Annotated in this window: 19 protein-coding genes and 1 pseudogene; all 20 read left to right on the forward strand. The window is 73.0% G+C overall.

Going from position 1 to position 17,265, the window contains the following annotated elements; genetic code table 11:
* Positions 1 to 9 precede the first annotated feature (9 nt).
* Complete coding sequence (locus PV419_RS51230; protein ID WP_319700964.1) at positions 10 to 1,245, forward strand: beta-ketoacyl-[acyl-carrier-protein] synthase family protein; 1,236 nt, start codon at positions 10 to 12, stop codon at positions 1,243 to 1,245.
* On the forward strand, positions 1,242 to 2,465 hold the full coding sequence (locus PV419_RS51235; RefSeq protein ID WP_319700965.1) for a beta-ketoacyl synthase N-terminal-like domain-containing protein: 1,224 nt from the start codon (positions 1,242 to 1,244) through the stop codon (positions 2,463 to 2,465). The genes PV419_RS51230 and PV419_RS51235 overlap by 4 nt, the downstream gene beginning before the upstream one ends.
* A complete protein-coding gene (locus tag PV419_RS51240) occupies positions 2,462 to 3,637 on the forward strand; it encodes a beta-ketoacyl synthase N-terminal-like domain-containing protein (protein WP_319700966.1) in 1,176 nt (391 codons plus the stop codon). The genes PV419_RS51235 and PV419_RS51240 overlap by 4 nt, the downstream gene beginning before the upstream one ends.
* A 260-nt stretch (positions 3,638 to 3,897) precedes the next feature.
* A pseudogene (locus PV419_RS53690) lies at positions 3,898 to 4,581 on the forward strand (alpha/beta fold hydrolase); the annotation flags it as partial.
* A 102-nt stretch (positions 4,582 to 4,683) separates the two neighbouring features.
* Complete coding sequence (locus tag PV419_RS53695; RefSeq protein WP_415925564.1) at positions 4,684 to 5,691, forward strand: thioesterase family protein; 1,008 nt, start codon at positions 4,684 to 4,686, stop codon at positions 5,689 to 5,691.
* A complete protein-coding gene (locus PV419_RS51250) occupies positions 5,691 to 6,944 on the forward strand; it encodes a beta-ketoacyl-[acyl-carrier-protein] synthase family protein (RefSeq protein WP_319700968.1) in 1,254 nt (417 codons plus the stop codon). Before PV419_RS53695 ends, PV419_RS51250 begins: the two co-directional genes overlap by 1 nt.
* The gene (locus PV419_RS51255; RefSeq protein WP_319700969.1) at positions 6,941 to 7,948 is read left to right on the forward strand and encodes a beta-ketoacyl synthase N-terminal-like domain-containing protein; all 1,008 of its coding nucleotides are present in this window, start codon (positions 6,941 to 6,943) and stop codon (positions 7,946 to 7,948) included. Before PV419_RS51250 ends, PV419_RS51255 begins: the two co-directional genes overlap by 4 nt.
* A 7-nt stretch (positions 7,949 to 7,955) precedes the next feature.
* Positions 7,956 to 8,747, forward strand: coding sequence for an SDR family oxidoreductase (locus PV419_RS51260; RefSeq protein ID WP_319700970.1), 792 nt, complete (start codon positions 7,956 to 7,958; stop codon positions 8,745 to 8,747).
* Positions 8,748 to 8,794: 47 nt separating this feature from the next.
* Positions 8,795 to 9,766 carry an alpha/beta hydrolase gene (locus tag PV419_RS51265; protein WP_319700971.1) on the forward strand — a complete coding sequence of 324 codons (972 nt, stop codon included), beginning with the start codon at positions 8,795 to 8,797 and terminating at the stop codon, positions 9,764 to 9,766.
* Positions 9,759 to 10,085: a hypothetical protein gene (locus tag PV419_RS51270; RefSeq protein WP_319700972.1), complete on the forward strand. Its 327-nt coding sequence runs from the start codon at positions 9,759 to 9,761 to the stop codon at positions 10,083 to 10,085. Before PV419_RS51265 ends, PV419_RS51270 begins: the two co-directional genes overlap by 8 nt.
* A complete protein-coding gene (locus PV419_RS51275; RefSeq protein ID WP_319700973.1) occupies positions 10,085 to 10,492 on the forward strand; it encodes a hypothetical protein in 408 nt (135 codons plus the stop codon). The genes PV419_RS51270 and PV419_RS51275 overlap by 1 nt, the downstream gene beginning before the upstream one ends.
* Before the next feature lie 2 nt (positions 10,493 to 10,494).
* Entirely contained in the window at positions 10,495 to 10,893 is a 399-nt protein-coding gene (locus PV419_RS51280) for a hypothetical protein (protein WP_319700974.1), read from the forward strand.
* 71 nt (positions 10,894 to 10,964) lie between these two features.
* Positions 10,965 to 12,158, forward strand: coding sequence for a beta-ketoacyl synthase N-terminal-like domain-containing protein (locus tag PV419_RS51285; protein WP_319700975.1), 1,194 nt, complete (start codon positions 10,965 to 10,967; stop codon positions 12,156 to 12,158).
* A 33-nt stretch (positions 12,159 to 12,191) separates the two neighbouring features.
* The gene (locus tag PV419_RS51290) at positions 12,192 to 13,178 is read left to right on the forward strand and encodes an ACP S-malonyltransferase (protein WP_319700976.1); all 987 of its coding nucleotides are present in this window, start codon (positions 12,192 to 12,194) and stop codon (positions 13,176 to 13,178) included.
* An 80-nt stretch (positions 13,179 to 13,258) separates the two neighbouring features.
* Entirely contained in the window at positions 13,259 to 13,513 is a 255-nt protein-coding gene (locus tag PV419_RS51295; protein WP_319700977.1) for an acyl carrier protein, read from the forward strand.
* Between the two features lies 1 nt (position 13,514).
* Positions 13,515 to 14,468 (forward strand): hypothetical protein, encoded by a 954-nt coding sequence (locus PV419_RS51300; protein ID WP_319700978.1) that lies wholly within the window; start codon positions 13,515 to 13,517, stop codon positions 14,466 to 14,468.
* Positions 14,469 to 14,472: 4 nt separating this feature from the next.
* Entirely contained in the window at positions 14,473 to 15,261 is a 789-nt protein-coding gene (fabG, locus tag PV419_RS51305; protein ID WP_319700979.1) for a 3-oxoacyl-[acyl-carrier-protein] reductase, read from the forward strand.
* Between the two features lie 29 nt (positions 15,262 to 15,290).
* On the forward strand, positions 15,291 to 16,040 hold the full coding sequence (locus PV419_RS51310; RefSeq protein ID WP_319700980.1) for a 2-hydroxychromene-2-carboxylate isomerase: 750 nt from the start codon (positions 15,291 to 15,293) through the stop codon (positions 16,038 to 16,040).
* Between the two features lie 137 nt (positions 16,041 to 16,177).
* Positions 16,178 to 17,110, forward strand: a complete 933-nt coding sequence (locus PV419_RS51315) for an alpha/beta hydrolase (protein ID WP_319700981.1) — start codon at positions 16,178 to 16,180, stop codon at positions 17,108 to 17,110.
* Between the two features lie 50 nt (positions 17,111 to 17,160).
* Positions 17,161 to 17,265, forward strand: a 105-nt coding sequence (locus PV419_RS51320; RefSeq protein ID WP_156107820.1) for a biotin carboxylase N-terminal domain-containing protein, incomplete at its 3' end; no start/stop codon positions are given.

The raw sequence follows: 17,265 nt of genomic DNA on the forward strand, positions 1-17,265 counted from the left end.
CAGGGCGATATGCAGGGTGAGCCGGCCCGCAGGGTCGTGATAACGGGTCTCGGAACGGTGTCCGGCATCGGTGTCGGCACCGCTGAGTTCCTCGCCGGACTGCGGTCCGGGAAGAGCGCCGCGAAGCAGATCACCGCTTTCGACACCGAGGGGTTCGACCACGCCACGGCGTGCGAGATCATCGACTTCGACCCCGGGGAGTGGATCCGGCACCTCGATGTCCAAACCCTGGGCCGGGCCAGCCAGTTCTCGGTATCGGCCGCGCGGATGGCGGTGGCCGACGCCGGACTGACCGAGCACGACCTGCGGGACGTCCCGACGCTGATCTCCGTCGGCACCACCGACGGGGAGTCCAGGGACCTCGACAACCTGGTCGAGGTGGAGGTCGACCAGGGGCCCGAGCAGATGGACGCCGTCGTCGCCCGCCGCGTGCCCGCCGGGCGGCTCTCCGCCGCGATAGCCCAGGAGTTCGGCCTCACCCGGGTGGAAGCGGTCACCCTCCCCACCGCCTGCGCGGCGGGAAACTACGCGATCGGCTACGGCTTCGACGCCATACGCGGCGGAGATGTGGACTTCGCGCTGTGCGGCGGCGCGGACGCCCTGTGCCGTAAGACGTTCACCGGTTTCTACCGGCTGGGCACCATCGCCCCCGAGCGCTGTCAGCCATTCGACAAGGACCGCAAGGGAATCCTCACCGGCGAGGGCGCCGGCATATTGCTGCTGGAGAGCCTGGAATCGGCGCTCGCCCGCGGCGCCCGTATCTACGCGGAAGTCCTCGGATACGGCCTCAACTGCGATGCGCACCACCCCGTCGCGCCCCACCAGGACAGCGTGGCCCGCTGCATGCGGATCGCCCTGGAGAATGCCGAAGTCAAGCCCGAGGAAGTCGACTTCATCTCCGCACACGGCACCGGCACCAAGGCCAACGACGTGACCGAGGCGCGCGCCATCCGCCAGGTCTTCGGGGAAGACGACCCGCCCCGCACCGTGTCCGTCAAGTCGATGATCGGCCACACCATGGGCGCCGCCAGCGCGCTGGCCGCCATCGCCTGCTCCCTCGCCCTCACCGAGGGCTTCATCCCGCCGACCATCAACCACGCCGAGACCGACCCCGAGTGCGCTCTCGATGTCGTGCCGAACCGGGCCGTCGACGCCGATGTGAAGATCGTGCAGAACAACGGCCTGGCCTTCGGCGGCAACAACGCCGTCGTGATCTTCGGCAAGCGCGACACGGACTGGTCATGAGCCAGCTGGTGACCGGCGCGGGCGCCGTGGCGAGCGTGGGCGAAGGCGTCGACGAGGTCTTCGGGGCGCTGTGCGCGGGCACCAGCGGACGCGGCGAACTGCGCGGCTTCGACCGGGACAGATACCGGGCGCGCCACGCGTACGAGATCGACGACCGCCCCGCCGCGGGCGGCGACATACCCGGCCGCGCCACCGCGTGGCTGCTGCGCGCCGTCGCCGAGGCCGCCGCCCAGGCCGGCCTCGGCGACGATCTGAGCCGGGTGCCGGTCCTGATCGGCACCGGCCTGCGGGAGCTGCGCTCGGCCGAGCTGGCGTGGCGCGACGGCACCCCCTTCGACCCCGACCGGCTGCACTTCGGCCCCGCGCTGCGCGGCCGCTTCGGCGCGGAGCGCAGCTACACCTTCTCGGGTGCCTGCTCGGCCTCCCTCTACGCACTCGCCCTGGCCGCCGACCTGCTGGCCACCGGCGTCGAGGACACCGTCGTCGTGGCCGGGGTCGACACCCTCACCGAGAGCATGTTCGGACTCCTGGACCGGGTCCACGCCGAGCCGCCCGAGCGCGTCCAGCCCTTCGACCGCGCGCGCCGCGGGGTGCTGATGGGCGACGGCGCGGCGGCGGTGGTACTGCGGCGAGAGGAGCCGCAGCGGGAGGGGTCGCAGCGGGAGGGGCCACGGCGGGAGGGGGCTGTGGGTGACCTCGCCGGTGCGCCCCTGGGGCGGCTGCGCGCCGTCAGCATGAACTGCGACGCGCGTCATGTCACCGCCCCCGACCCCAAGGGGATCGCCGAGGCGGTGCACGAGGCGCAGTGGCGGGCCGGCGTCAAGCCGAGCGACATCGACCTGGTCCTGCTGCACGGCACCGGCACCCTGCTCAACGACGAGGCGGAGGCGACGGCCATCGCCGAGGTCTTCGGCCACGACGTCGGGTCGCCCCTGATGACCGCCATCAAGTCCATGACCGGCCACACCTCGGGCAGCTCGGGACTGCTGAGCCTGATCGTCGCGCTCAAGTCGCTGTCCACGGGCCAGGTGCCCCCGACCCTCGGCCTGACCGACCCGGTGGCGGAGGCGGCGGACTTCCGCTTCGTACGGGAGCGGGTCGAGGGCGCCGAGCTGAACGTCGCGCAGATCGACGCCTTCGGGTTCGGCGGCGTCAACGCGGTGGCCATCGTGGAGCGGGTGGGCGCGGCCGCGGGTGCGGGCGGGAGGGCCGGTTCATGACCTCCCAGACCCGCCGGGCCCCTCACGTCTCCCCGGCCCCTCATGTCTCCCCGGCCCCTCATGTCTCCGCGGCCCCTCATGTCTCCCCGGGAATTGTTGTCACCGGCGTCGGGCTGGCTCTGCCGGGCGCCGACACGCCACAGGAGCTGCTGCGCGCCACGGGCGAGTTCGCTGGGGACCGGCCGTACGAACCGTTCGACACCGGCGCCCGCATCGGCCGCCGCGGCCACCGCTACAAGGACCGCGCGACCCAACTGGCCCTGTGCGCCGCGCTCGACGCGCTGCGGGACGCCGCCCTGATCCCCGGCGACAGCGAGGAGCTGACCGTGCCGGGCGGGACGGTGGGCGTCGTCGCCAGCTCCAACCTGGGCAACCTGGACACGGCATGCCTCACGGCCGCCGCCATCGCCGAGGACTCGGTCGCCGGCCTCAGCCCCATGGGCCTGCCGAATGCCTCCAGCAATGTGGTCGCCTCCTGGGCGGCCATCCGCTTCGGTCTGCGCGGCCCCAACCTCATGCTGTGCAACGGCGCCACCTCCGGCCTGGACGCCGTCCACTGGGCCGCGACGCTGGTGGCCGCCGGGCGGGTGCGCCGCGCGCTCGTGATCGGTGTCGAGACGCGCAACGCGGTGGTGGAGGGGCTGGTGAGCGGCTCGGCCGATGGCTCCGCCGAAGACTTACTGCTCGACGGGGCTGCCGCCCTCGTCGTCGAGGGTGCTGCCTGGGCGCGCGACCGGGGCGCCGAGCCCGCGGCCGTCCTGGGCCGCTACGAACGCCGGGCCGGACTCACCGCGTGTGTCCGGACGCTGCTGCCCGAGGACGCTACGCCCGGCGTCTGGTTCACCCCCCAGGGCTACGGCACGCCCCGCGCCGCGAGCGCCGCGCCCGGCGCCACTTCTGCCTCCGACCCCGCCCCCGCCCCTGCCCTCGTCCCCGACAACGTCCCGCGGCACGACCTCACCGCCGCCTTCGGCCGCGCCTCCGGCGCCCTGGGCGTGCTGCAGTGCGCCGCCGCGGTCGGCTGGCTGGGCGTGGCCGGGGGCGGGCCGGGGGCCGGGGACGCGCTGGTCACCAGCGGCGACGACACCACGGACGCCGTGGCCGCACTGCTGCTCGGCCCGCCCACGCGGCTCGCCGCCGACCCCCGGCAGCCGGCCGGAGCCGCCGCGTGAACACCGCATACGCCCTGGGGAGGCTCGTCGAGGTGCGGCGGGTCCGCCAGGCCGCCCGCGACGGCGCCGCGCCTGCAGCGGCTGAGCCAAAGGGCGCGCCGCTGTCGAAAGGGGCGAGGAGGAGGGAGCGAGGGCTCGAATCCGACATGCCGCTCCGCGGCGTGGGCGACCGTGCGACGAGCCCCGTCGATGGGGGGCACCGCCCAGCGGTGGCTGGGGGAGGACCCGAGCGCCCGGAGGCGAAGCCGCTGACAAGGAGGATGTTGCTGTTGCACGGGCTGGCCGGCGGCGCCGCCGTGTGGGACAGCTTCAGCGAACTCGTCGACCCGGCGTGGGAGGTGTGGGCGGCCGATCTCCCCTGGAGCGGTTTCTCTCGGCCCGGGTGGCCGGACCGCCCGGTCGCCCACTGGGTGGCGGAGGCCGTGGCCCAGGTGCCCGGGGGCCCCGATGTGATCGCCGGTCACTCCTTCGGATCCGCCGCGCTGCTCTCCTGGCTGGCCGAGGCGAGTGCCGAGGAGCACGCGCCCGCCGAGGAGCATGCGCCTGCCGGGGTCGTTCTCGTCTCCCCCTTCTACCGGGCGCGCAAGCACGACTTCGACTGGGCCACGCTGTCGTACTACGTCAACCACTTCCACCAGATCCTGGAAGACGGCCTGCGGGTCAGCGCCGGTGACCGGCTGGCCCCGGACGTACGGCACCAGATGGCGCTGAAGGTCCGCGAACACGTCGGCCCGTACGGCTGGATGCGCTTCTTCGAGACGTACCTGGAGACCCCTCGGCTGCCGGTCGAGCGCCTGCGGACCCCGTTCCTCATCGTCAGCGGGGAGCGGGACAAGGCCGCCCCGACCGCCGAGGCGGAGGGGCTGGGACGGGCGCTGCCCCACGCCGACGTGCGCGTCCTCACCGACGCCGGCCACTTCCCCATGATCGAGCGCCCGGACGAGTTCTCCGAAGCGGTCAACGGCTTCCTGCGCACGATCGCCGCCCGGCGCCCCCGGCCGAGCGAAGCCCTTTCTGTTGATGGTCCCCCCGATGGAGTACACCTGATGACAGCTGCGGTCGAGCCGATATTGACCAAGGCCCTGCTCGCCGATACCACCACCGTGCGGCTGCGCCCCCGGTACGAGGGCTCCAACATCTGCACCTGGATCGGCTTCAAGCACGTCAACTATCTCGTGGAAGAGGCCGTGCTGATCCACTTCGCGCACTGCGGGGTGCCGGCCCGGCTGCTGTACGAGGAGTACGGCCTCGGCCTGGACATCGTCGGCCTGGACAGCCGCATCCTGCACGCGTTCCACATGGACGACGAGGCAGAGGCGGAGGTGGTGCCGGACACCTCGGCCGACGACGGCACCCTCGGCTTCAGGGTGACCATTCGCGTCGACCGCGACGGCTCGACCCTCAAGGCCGTCACCTCCAAGGTGCGCGTCTCGCTGCGTACGGACACCTACCTGGACCCGCCCATCGAGGCCCCCGCGGAGCTCGCCCGCTTCACCGTCGGCCGGCTCGGTACGCACGAGGGGGCGGCGGAGGAGGCCGGTGTGTGCGGGGCGGCGGACGCGGTGCTGGCGGCGGGCGGGGGCGAGGCGGCGGTGCTGGCGGCCCTGACCGAGGGCCGCAACGCCTACGCCTGGAAGTGGAACATCACCTACCCCTACTGCCACTTCACCGAGCGCCTCCAGATGTCCGGCTATCTGCGGCTCATGGAGGAGGCCAAGGACCGCTTCGTGCTGGACCGCGGCATCTCCATCAAGACCCTGCTGGACGACCGCAAGTGGATCCCCGTCGTGCCGCACTCCGCGATCCGCGTCGTCGACGAGGCGCTGATGGAGGAGGACCTCTACACGGTCTACACCGTGGAGGAGATCTTCAAGGACTTCACGTACACCTCCCGCATGGACTGCTACGTCGTCCGCGACGGCAGGCTCACGCTCACCGCGACCGGCCGGATCGTGCACGGCTACGCGGTGATCGAGAACCGCCGCGACTGGCACCTGGTCCCCTTCGACCAGCGGGTGCTCAGGGCGCTCAGCGGAAAGCCCGGCGGCAGCTGATGACCGCCGACTCAACCGACGTACTGGTCACCGGCCTGGGCGCGCTGAGCTGCCTGGGCTCGGGCATCGACGCCCTGTGGCGGGGCATGCACACCGCGCGCAGCGCGCCGACGCGGGTGCCGGACCCGCTCGCGCACATGGACCACCCGCATATGTACCTGGTGCCCGAGGCCGATCTGCCGGTCGGGCCCGAGGAGTTGGACGGGGTGCCGCTGGGGCGCGCGTCCCAGTTCGCCATCGAGGCGGCGCGCGAGGCGGTGCAGAGCGCGGGGCTGACCGGACTGGCCGGGGTGGACCCGCGCCGGGTGGCCGTCGCGATCAGCAGCGGCATGGGCGACTCCGACCTGCACGAGCGGCGGCGCGCCGGTGAGCCCGCGAAGCACGAGCGCTGGGCGCCCGTCTTCCCGGTCGCCTCGGCCGTCGGCGGGTGGCTCGGCGCGCAGGGCGCCAACACCAGCCTCAGCAACGCCTGCGCCGCGAGCGGCTACGCGCTGTCCGTCGCCGCCGACCTGATCCGCTCCGGTGAGGCGGAAGTGGTCGTCGCCGGCGGCACCGAGGCGTACTCCCGCGCCGCGCTGGCCTGCTTCAACCGGCTGGGCGCGATCGACCCCGAGCGGTGCCGCCCGTTCGCCGCCGACCGGCGCGGGACGATCTTCGGCGAGGGCGCCGCCGTGCTGGTCCTGGAGTCGGCGGCGCACGCACGCGCGCGGGGCGCGAAGACGGTCTACGCGCGCCTGGCGGGCACCGCCTGGAGCTGCGACGCCCACCACGCGACCGCGCCCGAGCCCGGCGGCGCGCAGATCGAGCGCGCGATGCGCGAGGCCCTGCGGGAGGCGAACCCGGCCCTCGACCCGGCCCTTGATACGGCCCTTGATACGGCTCCCGGCGCGGGGCCCGGCCGCCTCGGGTTCGTCGTGCCGCACGGCACCGGCACCGAGCTCAACGACGTGGTGGAGGCCCGGGCGCTGTCCACCGTGCTCGGCGAGGCCGCCCCGCTCACCCCGCTCTACAGCGTCAAGGCGCTCCTGGGCCACACCGGCGGCGCGGCGGGCGCCTTCGCCGCCCTGGTCGCCGTACTCGTGCTGCACCACAAGACCCTTCCGCCGAACGTGCCCGTGGGCCCGCTCGACCCCGGGTGCGAGGTGCCGCTGCCCGCCGAAGCCATCCCCATGACCGCGCCCTACGGCCTGGTCAACGCCTATGCCTTCGGCGGCAACAACGTCTCGCTCGTGCTCCAGGAGGCGGGCTCATGACCACCGACCTGATCGTGTCGGGGGTCGGGACGGTGCGCCCCGAGGGGTTCGACTTCAAGACCGCGCTCGGCCGCCGCGGTTACAAGTACCTGCCCACCGCCTCCCAGTACTTCCTCGCCGCCGCCAAGCGGGCCCTGGCCGACATCGGCCAGGACGACCCCCTGGAGGCGACCTGCGCCGAGCGCCGCGCCGCCGCCGTCGGCACCAACAGCGCGGCCGCCTCGCTGCACGACGCGATGGACCGTACGGTCATGGAGACCGGCGCCGCCGACCTGAGCCCGGTCACCGCCCCGTACTTCTCCATCAACCTCTTCGGCAGCCGCCTGGCGATGGAGCACGGACTCAAGGGCTTCAACCTCACCTTCGTCAGCCCCCGCATCGCCGGTCTCGAAGCCATCGAGACCGGTCAGCGCGCCCTCGCCGCCGGCCGGGCCCGCTGGCTGCTGGCCGGGGCCACCGAGCAGGTGCTGGCCGAGGGCGAGCCGGGGGCGGACACCTCCGAGGCCGGGGCGGTCGCCCTGGTGCTGGAGCCGGCGGCGGCCGTCGCGGCGCGCGGCGGGCGGGCGTACGGCCGGGTGGCGGTCCGCTCGTTCTTCCTGCCGCCGGCGGTGGCCGCCGCCGCGCATGGCGCGGAGCGGGCCCGGGCGCTGATCGACGGCGCGCTCGAAGCGCTGGGCCGTTTCCCCGGCCGCCCGCTGCCGGTCACGGCCGTAATCGACGACTCCCCGGTGGGCGAGGCATTCGCGGCGGCGCTGGGGGAGCGGGCCGAGTACGTGCCCGCGGGCGCCGGCTGCCTGGAGCCGGTGGCGCGGGTCGTCGCCGCCCTGGCGGGCGGGGCGGGTCCGGCGCGGCTGGTCCTCACCGCGGCGGCGGAGGGGAACGCCGCGGTGTGCCTGGTCACTCCCGCCGGTTCCGGAACGCAGGCCGGAACGGAAGCCGAATCGCGAACCGAAACGCAAGACGAAGCACGAGCGGAAGCACGAGCGGAAGAAGGCGGAGGGTGAGCGGCTGATGATCACATCACTCGAGGGTTCCTGGTGCCTGGTTCTGGGCGCCTCCAGCGGCATGGGCCTGGCCACCGCCCAGGAGCTGGCGCGCGAGGGCGTCAACATCCTGGGCGTGCACTTCGACACCGCGGAGGGGCAGGAGAAGGCCGCCGTCGCGCGGGAGGAGCTGCGCGCCCACGGCGTCCAGGCGCACTTCTTCAACGCCAACGCCGCCTCCGCCAGAACCCGGGAGGAGCTGCTGCCGCGGTTCGCCGAGCTGACCGGCGAGTCCGGCGTCAGGATCCTGGTGCACTCCCTCGCCTTCGGCACCCTGCTGCCCTTCGTCGCACCCGAGGGCGAGCCGGGCGTGACCTCCCGCCAGATGAACATGACGCTCGACGTCATGGCCCACTCCCTCGTCTACTGGACGCAGGACCTGTTCACCGCGGGCCTGCTGCGCGAGGGCGCGAAGGTGTACGCGATGACCAGCGCGGGCGGTGTCCGCGCCATGCCCAGCTACGGCGCCGTGTCCGCGGCCAAGTCGGCGCTGGAGTCGCACGTACGCCAGCTCGCCATGGAGCTCGCCCCCTCCGGCATCGCCGTCAACGCGCTGCGCGCCGGGGTGACGGTGACCCCGTCCATGGAGCGCATCCCGGACAGCGACCGGCTCGCCGAGTACGCGCTCGGGCTCAATCCGCACCGCAGGCTGACCCGGCCCGAGGACGTCGCCGAGGCCATCTCCCTGCTCTCCCGCACCGACTCCTCCTGGATCACCGGCAACGTGATCGGAGTCGACGGCGGCGAGATCCTGACCTGAACTGAACCGAACTGACCTCATTCAACCCTGTAGGCCGAGGACCGACGATGACCAGTGCAGAGACCGGTGGCGCACCGCCGCGGCGGCGGGGCGGCGCCCTGCGCGCCCTCGCCGCGCCGCCGCTGGGCATCGTCGGCGCGGCCAAGCACGCGTATCAGCTCTACCACCCGCCGCTGCCCGCCGGGCAGCGCATCCGCACCCCGGCGGACAAGGGGCTGCCCCTGCTCCACAAGACCGTGGTGGCCTCCTTCGACGGCGTCCCGCTGCGCGCCTGGGTGGTGCCGGGCGCCGGGCCGCACACCGTGATCGTGTGCCACGGCATGGGCCGCACCAAGTCCATGGCGCTCGGCCACATCGAACTGCTCCACCGGGCGGGCCACCACGTCGTCGCGTACGACCTGCGCAACCACGGGGACAGCGGCGCTGACCGGGCGCTTCGCCGCATGGCCGAGCGCTACACCAGCGATCTGCGGGACGTGCTCCTCGCCACCGCCGCCGACCCCCGACTGCGCGGCGGCGCCATCGCCCTGTACGGCTTCTCCTTCTCGACCTGGCCCGCGCTCCAGGTGGTGCGCCGCTCCCGGGTGCCGGTGGCCGCCGTGATCGCGGACAGCGGCCCGGCGTACGACGTCCCGGCCGGGCTGCGCCACTTCGCCGGCTTGCGCGGGCAGACCCTGCCGCACCGGCTGCGCGGACCGCTCACGCTCGCCGCCTACGAGCGCGCCTTCGAGTTCTTCGCGATGCGGATGCTGCGCCTGACCGGCTGGCCGCCGGACCTGTCGGCGTACGACACCCGGCTGATGTTCATCGGCAGCGCCGACGACACCTTCGTCCGCCCCGAAGCCGTCGAGCGGACCGCCCGCCACTATCCCCGCGCCGAGTACTGGACGGCGGCCGGGGCCCCGCATATGCGGGGGCTGCGGTTCGACGCGGCGGAGTACGAGAAGCGGGTCCTCGGCTTCCTGGCCGAGGCGTTCGACACGTCCGAGGGGGCCGCGGGGGTGGGCGGCCATGACTGACCATCTGCTCGTCGAAAGCGGCGGGGCGGAGTCGGGGCCGGCCTGCGAGCGGTTCGTCGGCGACGCCGTACGGCTCCTCCAGGACGGCCACCACGTGGTGCTGTTCCTCGTCGAGAACGGGGTGACCGCCGCGCTGCCCGGCGCCTCGCCCCGCGTCGCGACCTTCCTGCGGGGCGGCGGCGAGCTGTGGGTGGACTCCTTCTCGGCCGCCCAGCGCGCCCTCCTTGCCGAGGACCTGCTGCCCGGATCCCGCCTCGCGGACATGGACGACGTGGCGGACCGGCTGCTGGAACCCCGCTTACGGGCGGTGTGGCACTGATGGCCTGGTCGCCGCCCCCCACCGACGTACTGCTGCAGCTCCTCGGCGCCCCGCACCAGACCGAACTCGTCAGCTCCGCCCTGCGGCTGACGACCGCGCTGCTCGCCAAGGGCGCGCGGGTCCAGATCTGGGCCTGCGGCGACGCCACCCGGCTGACCTGGACGGGCCTCGGCGAGACCAAGCCGCGCAACTACGGCGACTGGGAGCGGGAGTACCCCTCCGCCCTGCGGATCGTGCGCGAGCTGCTGACCGACCACCCGGACCGCCTCTACTGGTACGTGTGCGGCTTCTGCGCCGAGGAGCGGGGCACCGCCGACCAGATCCCGCAGGTGCGCAGGCGGCCCATGTTCAAGTACGCCGAGCACGTGGCCGTGGCCGGCACGTGCCTGTCGCTGGGGGTGCACTGACGATGCCCGAGGTGACGGCACGCTGGCTGGTGATGATCGAACGGGCCTACCGGGGCGCGGTCGAGCGGCAGTTCGCCGACGTCCTGTCCCTGATCACCGAGCTGCACCGGCAGAGCGGCGGCACCGATCTCGCGCTGCGCGGCCTCGCCGCCAGCTACGCCCTGACCACCGACTACGAACCCGCGGTACGCATCGGCGGCCGCACCCTCGACACCCTTCCCGACCCGCGCGCCACGGTGGCGGACATCCTCGCCGCGGGGGTGGCCGTGCTGGTCGAGGAGCCCGATCTCACCGCGCTCGGCCGCACCGCCGCGGACCGGCTGCTGCCCGGCGTGCGCGTCGTCGAAGGAGGCGGACTGGCGGCCCGCTGGCCCTCGTACGAACAGGTGTGGTTCCTGTGACCGGGCCAGGTCGTCAGCGCGCCGCCCACCCGCACACCTCCCCAGCCTCTACCGAAGGAGTGCACGGATCCATGGTCTTCGCCACCGCCACCAGCGGCCCGGTCATCTCCGCCTGGGCCGCCGTATCTCCGCTGGGCCTGCACGGGGCGGACTTCGCCACCGGGCTGCGCTCCGGCCGCAGGGCCGGCAAGCCGCTGGACCCCGAGGAGTGGTCCGTGCCCTTCCACGAGGCCTGCCTCGTGCCGGACTTCCACATCAAGCAGATTTTGGGCCGCAAGGGCACCCGCTCCATGGACCGGGCCACCGGCCTGGCCGTGACCGCCATCGGTCAGCTGCTCACCGACGAGCGGCCGGGACCGGCGGCCGAGCGGCCGGGAGCGGCGGCCGCGGTCGGTGGACGCGCGGGCGGCGAACGCGCGGCCGGCGCACGCCTCTCCGGCGTGGGCGAGGAGACCGGTGTGGCGCTGGGCACCAGCACCGGAAGTGCCCAGTCCATCATGGACTTCACCCGCGACTCCCTGGTCGGCGAGCGCCCCTTCTTCGTGGACCCGGCCCGGTTCCCCAACACGGTCATGAACTGCGCGGCCGGGCAGACCGCCATCTGGCACGGGTTCAAGGGCCCCAACACCACCGTCGCGGGCGGCCGCGCCACCGGGCTGCTCACCCTGCAGTACGCGCTGCGGCTGCAGCGCGCCGGGCGGGCCACCACCGTGCTGTGCGGGGCCGTCGAGGAGTTCTCCTCCGCCCGCGCCTGGCTGGAGTGGCACTCCCGAGCCGACGGCGACACCGCGGCCGTGCTCGGCGAGGGCGCCGCGGTGTGGCTGCTGGAGCCGGACGCGACCGCGCGCGAGCACGGGCGCGGCGGCCTGGCCGAGGTGGTGGGGCTGGAATTCGGCTTCGCCACCGGCCCCGAGCGGGCCCGTACGGTGCTCGCCGACGTGGTACGGCGGCTGCTGGACCGTACGGACGCGAGGCCCGGGCGGATCTGGGCGGTCGCCGACTCGCAGGCGCCGGGCGCGGAGGGGGAGGCGGAGCGCGCCGCCCTCGCGGAGGTGCTCGACGGCCATGACCCGCTGCGGATATCGGCCGCCGACTCCATCGGGGACACCTACGCCGCCTCGGCGGCCTTCCAGATCACCGCCGTGCTGGCGCTCGCCGAGCGGCCGGACACCGCCCCCGGCAGCCTGGCCCTGGTCACCTCGGTCGACCGGGACGGCGTGGTCGGCGCGGCCCTGCTCCGGACCCGGCCGCAAGCGACCACGTAACACGTGCGGGACCACCGTGAGGAGCTGGTTGAGATGGCAGACAACACAGGGCCCAGAGACAGCAGGGACAGCGCGAACAGCGGCGGCGTGCGCACCGCCCTCGTCTTCCCGGGCCAGGGCGCCCAGAAGCAGGGCATGGGCGAGACCTGGCGGGAGGCCGAGTCCTGGCCGCTGGTCGCGGGGATCTCCGAGTACACCGGAGTGGACGTCGAGGACCTGCTGCTGAAGGCCGACGATGAGACGCTGCGCCGCACCGACCTGGCCCAGATCGCCGTGTTCACCACCGAAGTGCTCGCCCACCGCGAGGCGGCAGCGGCGGGCGTGCTGGGCGAGGTGGCCGCGTGCGCGGGACACAGCCTGGGCGAGTACACCGCGCTGTACGCGGCGGGGGCGCTGTCGCTCGCCGACGCCGCGCGCCTGGTCGCCGCCCGTGGCCGCGCCATGCGCGTGTGCGCCGAACGGTCGCCGGGCACCATGGCCGCGGTGGTCCGCCTCGACGCGGAGACCGTGGAGGGGCTGGCCGCGCGGGTCCAGGAGTCGGGCCAGGAGCTGTGGGTCGCCAACGTCAACGCGCCCGGCGCCATCGTCGTCTCGGGCACCGCCGACGGCGTGGCGCGGCTCGGCGAGGCGGCCGTCGAGAGCGGCGGCAAGGTGATCCCGCTCAAGGTCGGCGGCGCCTTCCACAGCCCGCGTATGGCGGACGCGGCGGCCGAGCTGGAGGCGGCGCTGGCCTCCGTGGAGTTCGCCGCCGAGCACATGCCCGTCGTCGCCAACGTGGACGCCCGCGCGTACACCGGCGGCGGCCGGTGGCCGGACCTGGAGCTGCGTCAGCTCACCAGCCCGGTGCGCTGGGAGGAATGCGTCCGCACGCTCGCCGACGAGCTCGGCTGCACCCGGTTCGTGGAGCTCGGCCCCGGCCGCCAGCTGACCGGGATGATCCGCCGCATCGCCAAGGACGCGGCGACCGTCCCGGTCGACTCGTCCGCCGCCTTCGCCAAGCTGACCGCCCCCTCCGACTGAGACGCCCAGCTGAGACGCCCGCCTGAGACGCCCGCCCGAACAAGCCCGAACAAGCCCTGAGAACCGCGAGGAGAACCCGCATGGCCGACACCGCCGCCGCCCTGGACCTGGAGGAGCTGCGCGCCTTCGTCGCCGACGTCCTCGACGTCGAGGAGGAGGACGTCACCGACGACGCCGACTTCGTGGAAGAGCTCGGCGTCGACTCCCTCATGGCCCTGGAGGTCATGGTCGTCCTGGAGAAGAAGTACTCGGTGAAGCTGCAGGAGCAGGAGATGAAGGAGATCACCTGTCTGAGCAAGGTCCATGACCTGCTGGCCTCGAAGCTGGAGAAGTGAGGTGACGACGACAACCACGTGCGGACCGGTCGACGGCACGGTCGAGGTCGTCGACCCCGGGGCCCCGGGCGGCCGCCCGGCCCGGACCAGGGTCCTCATCGACGCGACCGAGCGGGTGTTCGCCGGGCACTTCCCCGGCTTCCCCGTCTTCCCCGGCGTATGTGTGGTCGAGTACGCCCACCGCGGCGCGCTGGCCACGCTGCCTGAGCCCGGGGAGCGCTGGACCCTGGTGGCCGTCGAGTCGTCCCGGTTCACCAGCCCGGTCTTCCCCGGCGACTTACTGAGCTGCGACATCACCTGGGCGCGGGACGCGGGGGCCTGGCGCTGCCGGGTGGCCGTGGCCACCGGGCGGGGGCCCGTCGCGCTCGTACGGCTGCGCTACGCCCGCGACGGCGGGCAGCGGGAAGCCGCCGTGACAGGCCGCGCCGCCGCGGCAGCGCCCGCGGACCCGGCGCACCGGAGGGTCATCACGACCAGTGAGATCAAGCGGGTGCTGCCGCACCGCTACCCCATGCTGCTGATCGACCGGGTCACCGAGCTGGTGCCCGGCGAGCGTGCGACCGGCCTCAAGGCGGTGACCTGCAACGAGCCCTGGTACGAGAGGCTGCCGGACAAGGCCGCCGAGGAGGACTACCACTACCCGTGGACGGCCCTGATCGAGTCCTGGTGCCATGTCGCCGGGGTACTGGTCGCCCACGACAAGCCGAACCCCGACGTGCTCAGCGGCCAGGTCATGCTGCTGGGGGGCATCACCGATGCCACGCCGCTGCGCCCGGTCGTCCCCGGGGACCTCGTCGAGCACCGGGTACGGATGACCCGCCAGGTCGGCGAGACCTTCGTGTTCGAGGGCGAGAGCGGGGTCGGCGACGAGACCGCCCTGACGGTCGGCCGGCTGGTGATGACCATGCGCCCCGCCACGGATCTGACGGACGCGGCCCCCACAGGAGGTGAGTGACCGGATGCCCGATACGCACAAGACGAAGCCCACGAAGCCCACGACAACCACGCCGACGACGACCACCCGCGTCGCGCTGGTCTCCGGCGGCTCGCGCGGCATCGGCCGCGCCACCGTGCTGCGGCTGGCCCGGGACGGCTTCGACGTCGCGTTCTGCTACCAGTCCAGCCCGGACGCCGCCCGCACCTTGGAGAAGGAGGCCGAGGAGCTCGGCGGCGGGCGGGTGATCGGCAAACAGGCGGACGTGTCCGACGCGGACTCGGTGCGCGAGCTGGTCGCCTTCGCGCAGGAGCGGCTGGGCGCCATCGACGTCGCGGTGACCTCGGCGGGCATCACCCAGGACAATCCGCTGCTGCTGATGAAGGACGAGGAGTGGCGGCAGGTGCTGGGCGTCAACCTGGACGGCACGTACCACGTGTGCCGCTCGGTGGTCTTCGAGATGATGAAGCGCAAATCCGGCTGCATCGTCAACATATCCTCGGTGGCCGGGGTTCACGGAAATGCCACCCAGAGCAATTACGCGGCGTCCAAGGCCGGGATCATCGGATTCACCAAGTCGCTCGCCAAAGAGGTCGGCCGTTACGGCATCCGGGCCAATGTGGTGGCGCCGGGCTTCATCGATACGGATATGACCTCTTCGTTGTCGGAAAGTACGCAGAAGGAGGCGCGCAAGAGCATCGCGCTCGGCCGCTTCGGCCGCCCGGAGGAGGTCGCCGACATGGTCGCGTACCTGATCGGGGCGGAGTATGTGACCGGCGCGGTCTTCGAGGTCGACGGCGGCATCGTCATCTGAGCCGCACAGAACGGAAAGGGGGGATGGCAATGGCCGGCAGGCGCAGCAAGGTGCCACGCTTTTATTTCAACTTTCGCAGTCCGTACAGCTGGATCGCCTACCGTGATCTGATGGACCGCTATCCGGATGTCGCACAGGCGGTGGAATGGCACCCGTGGTGGGAACCGGACGCGGACAGCGAACGCCTCATGAACGAGCACGGCGAGACGTTCCCCTACACCCCGATGACCCGGGAGAAGCACCTCTACATCCTGCAGGACGTACGGCGGCTCGCCCGCGCCCGCGGCCTCGACGTCAGCTGGCCGCTGGACGAGGACCCGGTGTGGGAGGTGCCGCACCTCGCGTACTTCCTGGCCCTGGAGGCCGGGCTCGGCCCGCGGTACATCGAGCGCGTCTACCGGGCCCGCTGGCAGGAGGGCCGCGACATCTGCGACCCGGCGACGGTCGCGGGTGTCGCCGAGGAACTGGGGCTGCCGGCCGAGCGGCTGGCGGGGGCGGCCGAGGACCGGGAACTGCGCGAGGGGCCGGGACGCGCGGCGCTGCTCGCCCTGGGCCGGGACGGAGTGTTCGGCGTCCCGTTCTTCCTCCACGGCTACGACAAGTTCTGGGGGGTGGACCGGCTGCCCGCCTTCGTCGAGTCCGTCCGCGCCCGCGCCCGCCCCGGCACCGCGCCGCAGCCCGAGCCCGCAGGGCCCGCCGAGCCCGGGGGGCCGCCGCCCGGCGCGGATTTCGCCGCCGCCCGGTCCGGCGACCAGGGCCACGCCGGGGGCTGCGGCTGACCCCGCGCCGCAGTTCGGCCGACCAGTACAGCACCGCTCAGCCCGACCCGTACCACTCAGCCCGACCCGCCCGAGACGACCGAGACGAGACCCCTCTGATTCCCGACGGACCCCCCATCCCCGCACGGAGGACGCAGATGCCAGAGCCACGGCAGATGCCGGTACGGAATCCCGCGCTGAAGTCCCGCGTCCTGTCGGCCGCGGCGCTGCCGCTGGCTCCGCTGTACGGGGCCTCGCTGGCCTACCGGGCCTTCCATCCGCGCCGCCGGGCACAGGACGACGGGCATCCGCGGGACTACGGCCTGCCCGTCACTGAGTTGAAGATCCCCTTCGCCGCCCGTAAGTACGTCCACGCCTGGCTGTGCCCCGGATCCGGGCAGAAGGTGGTGGTCCTCGGGCACAGCATGGGGATGAGCAAGACGCGCAGCCTCGGCCACGCCAAGTTCCTGCACGACGCGGGCTACACCGTCTGTCTGTTCGACCACCGCAACCACGGGGCCAGCAGCGTCGACCGGGCGCTGCTCGGCCTCGGCGACCGGTTCGCCAGCGATGTCACCGCGGTCGTCTCCCATCTGCGCGGCAGCCAGGGCTACGGCCAGGCCAGGCTGGCCGTCTACGGCTTCTCCTTCTCCTGCTTCTCGTCCATGTGGGCGCTGACGCACGAGGGGTTCGCCGTGGACGCGCTGGTGTGCGACAGCGGCCCCGGCCATGACGTACCGCCGCTGCTGCGCAAGTACCTGGAGGCCGGGATGTTGCCGGTGCCGGCGCTGCTGAGCGGGGAGCCGTCCCTGTCGGTGGTGAAGGGGGTGCTGTGCTCGCTGGCGCCCGCCCTGGTCCGGGCGCAGTGGCCGCCGCCCGCCAGCGGTAAGTTCGCCGAAATACCACTGCTGTTCATGTCGGGGGAGCGGGACGCCATCGTGCCGCCTTCCTCAGTGGACGCGCTCGCCGAGCGTTATGCCCAGGCCGAGACGCATGTCCTGCCGAACGCCGAGCATCTGCTCGGCTTGGAAACCGATCCCGAGGCATACGCGAACGTCGTACTGGATTTCCTCAAGCGGGCCCTGGGGTAGCCACTGACCGTCCTGGACGGACGGTTCTTCTGACAGAGGGAAGAGAGAGCATGCAAAAGGTGCTCATCGCCAATCGTGGCGAAATCGCGGTCCGCGTTGCCCGTGCCTGTCGGGATGCCGGGATCGCGAGTGTTGCGGTCTACGCCGATCCGGAC

It is taken from the genome of Streptomyces sp. ME19-01-6, from assembly GCF_033793745.1.
Classification (GTDB): domain Bacteria; phylum Actinomycetota; class Actinomycetes; order Streptomycetales; family Streptomycetaceae; genus Streptomyces.

What these genes read in the sequence shown, in the direction of transcription:
- PV419_RS51230 (WP_319700964.1), top strand. Translation starts at nt 10, where the DNA reads ATGCAGGGTGAGCCGGCCCGCAGGGTCGTGATAACGGGTCTCGGAACG.
- PV419_RS51235 (WP_319700965.1), top strand. Translation starts at nt 1,242, where the DNA reads ATGAGCCAGCTGGTGACCGGCGCGGGCGCCGTGGCGAGCGTGGGCGAA.
- PV419_RS51240 (WP_319700966.1), top strand. Translation starts at nt 2,462, where the DNA reads ATGACCTCCCAGACCCGCCGGGCCCCTCACGTCTCCCCGGCCCCTCAT.
- PV419_RS53695 (WP_415925564.1), top strand. Translation starts at nt 4,684, where the DNA reads ATGACAGCTGCGGTCGAGCCGATATTGACCAAGGCCCTGCTCGCCGAT.
- PV419_RS51250 (WP_319700968.1), top strand. Translation starts at nt 5,691, where the DNA reads ATGACCGCCGACTCAACCGACGTACTGGTCACCGGCCTGGGCGCGCTG.
- PV419_RS51255 (WP_319700969.1), top strand. Translation starts at nt 6,941, where the DNA reads ATGACCACCGACCTGATCGTGTCGGGGGTCGGGACGGTGCGCCCCGAG.
- PV419_RS51260 (WP_319700970.1), top strand. Translation starts at nt 7,956, where the DNA reads ATGATCACATCACTCGAGGGTTCCTGGTGCCTGGTTCTGGGCGCCTCC.
- PV419_RS51265 (WP_319700971.1), top strand. Translation starts at nt 8,795, where the DNA reads ATGACCAGTGCAGAGACCGGTGGCGCACCGCCGCGGCGGCGGGGCGGC.
- PV419_RS51270 (WP_319700972.1), top strand. Translation starts at nt 9,759, where the DNA reads ATGACTGACCATCTGCTCGTCGAAAGCGGCGGGGCGGAGTCGGGGCCG.
- PV419_RS51275 (WP_319700973.1), top strand. Translation starts at nt 10,085, where the DNA reads ATGGCCTGGTCGCCGCCCCCCACCGACGTACTGCTGCAGCTCCTCGGC.
- PV419_RS51280 (WP_319700974.1), top strand. Translation starts at nt 10,495, where the DNA reads ATGCCCGAGGTGACGGCACGCTGGCTGGTGATGATCGAACGGGCCTAC.
- PV419_RS51285 (WP_319700975.1), top strand. Translation starts at nt 10,965, where the DNA reads ATGGTCTTCGCCACCGCCACCAGCGGCCCGGTCATCTCCGCCTGGGCC.
- PV419_RS51290 (WP_319700976.1), top strand. Translation starts at nt 12,192, where the DNA reads ATGGCAGACAACACAGGGCCCAGAGACAGCAGGGACAGCGCGAACAGC.
- PV419_RS51295 (WP_319700977.1), top strand. Translation starts at nt 13,259, where the DNA reads ATGGCCGACACCGCCGCCGCCCTGGACCTGGAGGAGCTGCGCGCCTTC.
- fabG (WP_319700979.1), top strand. Translation starts at nt 14,473, where the DNA reads ATGCCCGATACGCACAAGACGAAGCCCACGAAGCCCACGACAACCACG.
- PV419_RS51310 (WP_319700980.1), top strand. Translation starts at nt 15,291, where the DNA reads ATGGCCGGCAGGCGCAGCAAGGTGCCACGCTTTTATTTCAACTTTCGC.
- PV419_RS51315 (WP_319700981.1), top strand. Translation starts at nt 16,178, where the DNA reads ATGCCAGAGCCACGGCAGATGCCGGTACGGAATCCCGCGCTGAAGTCC.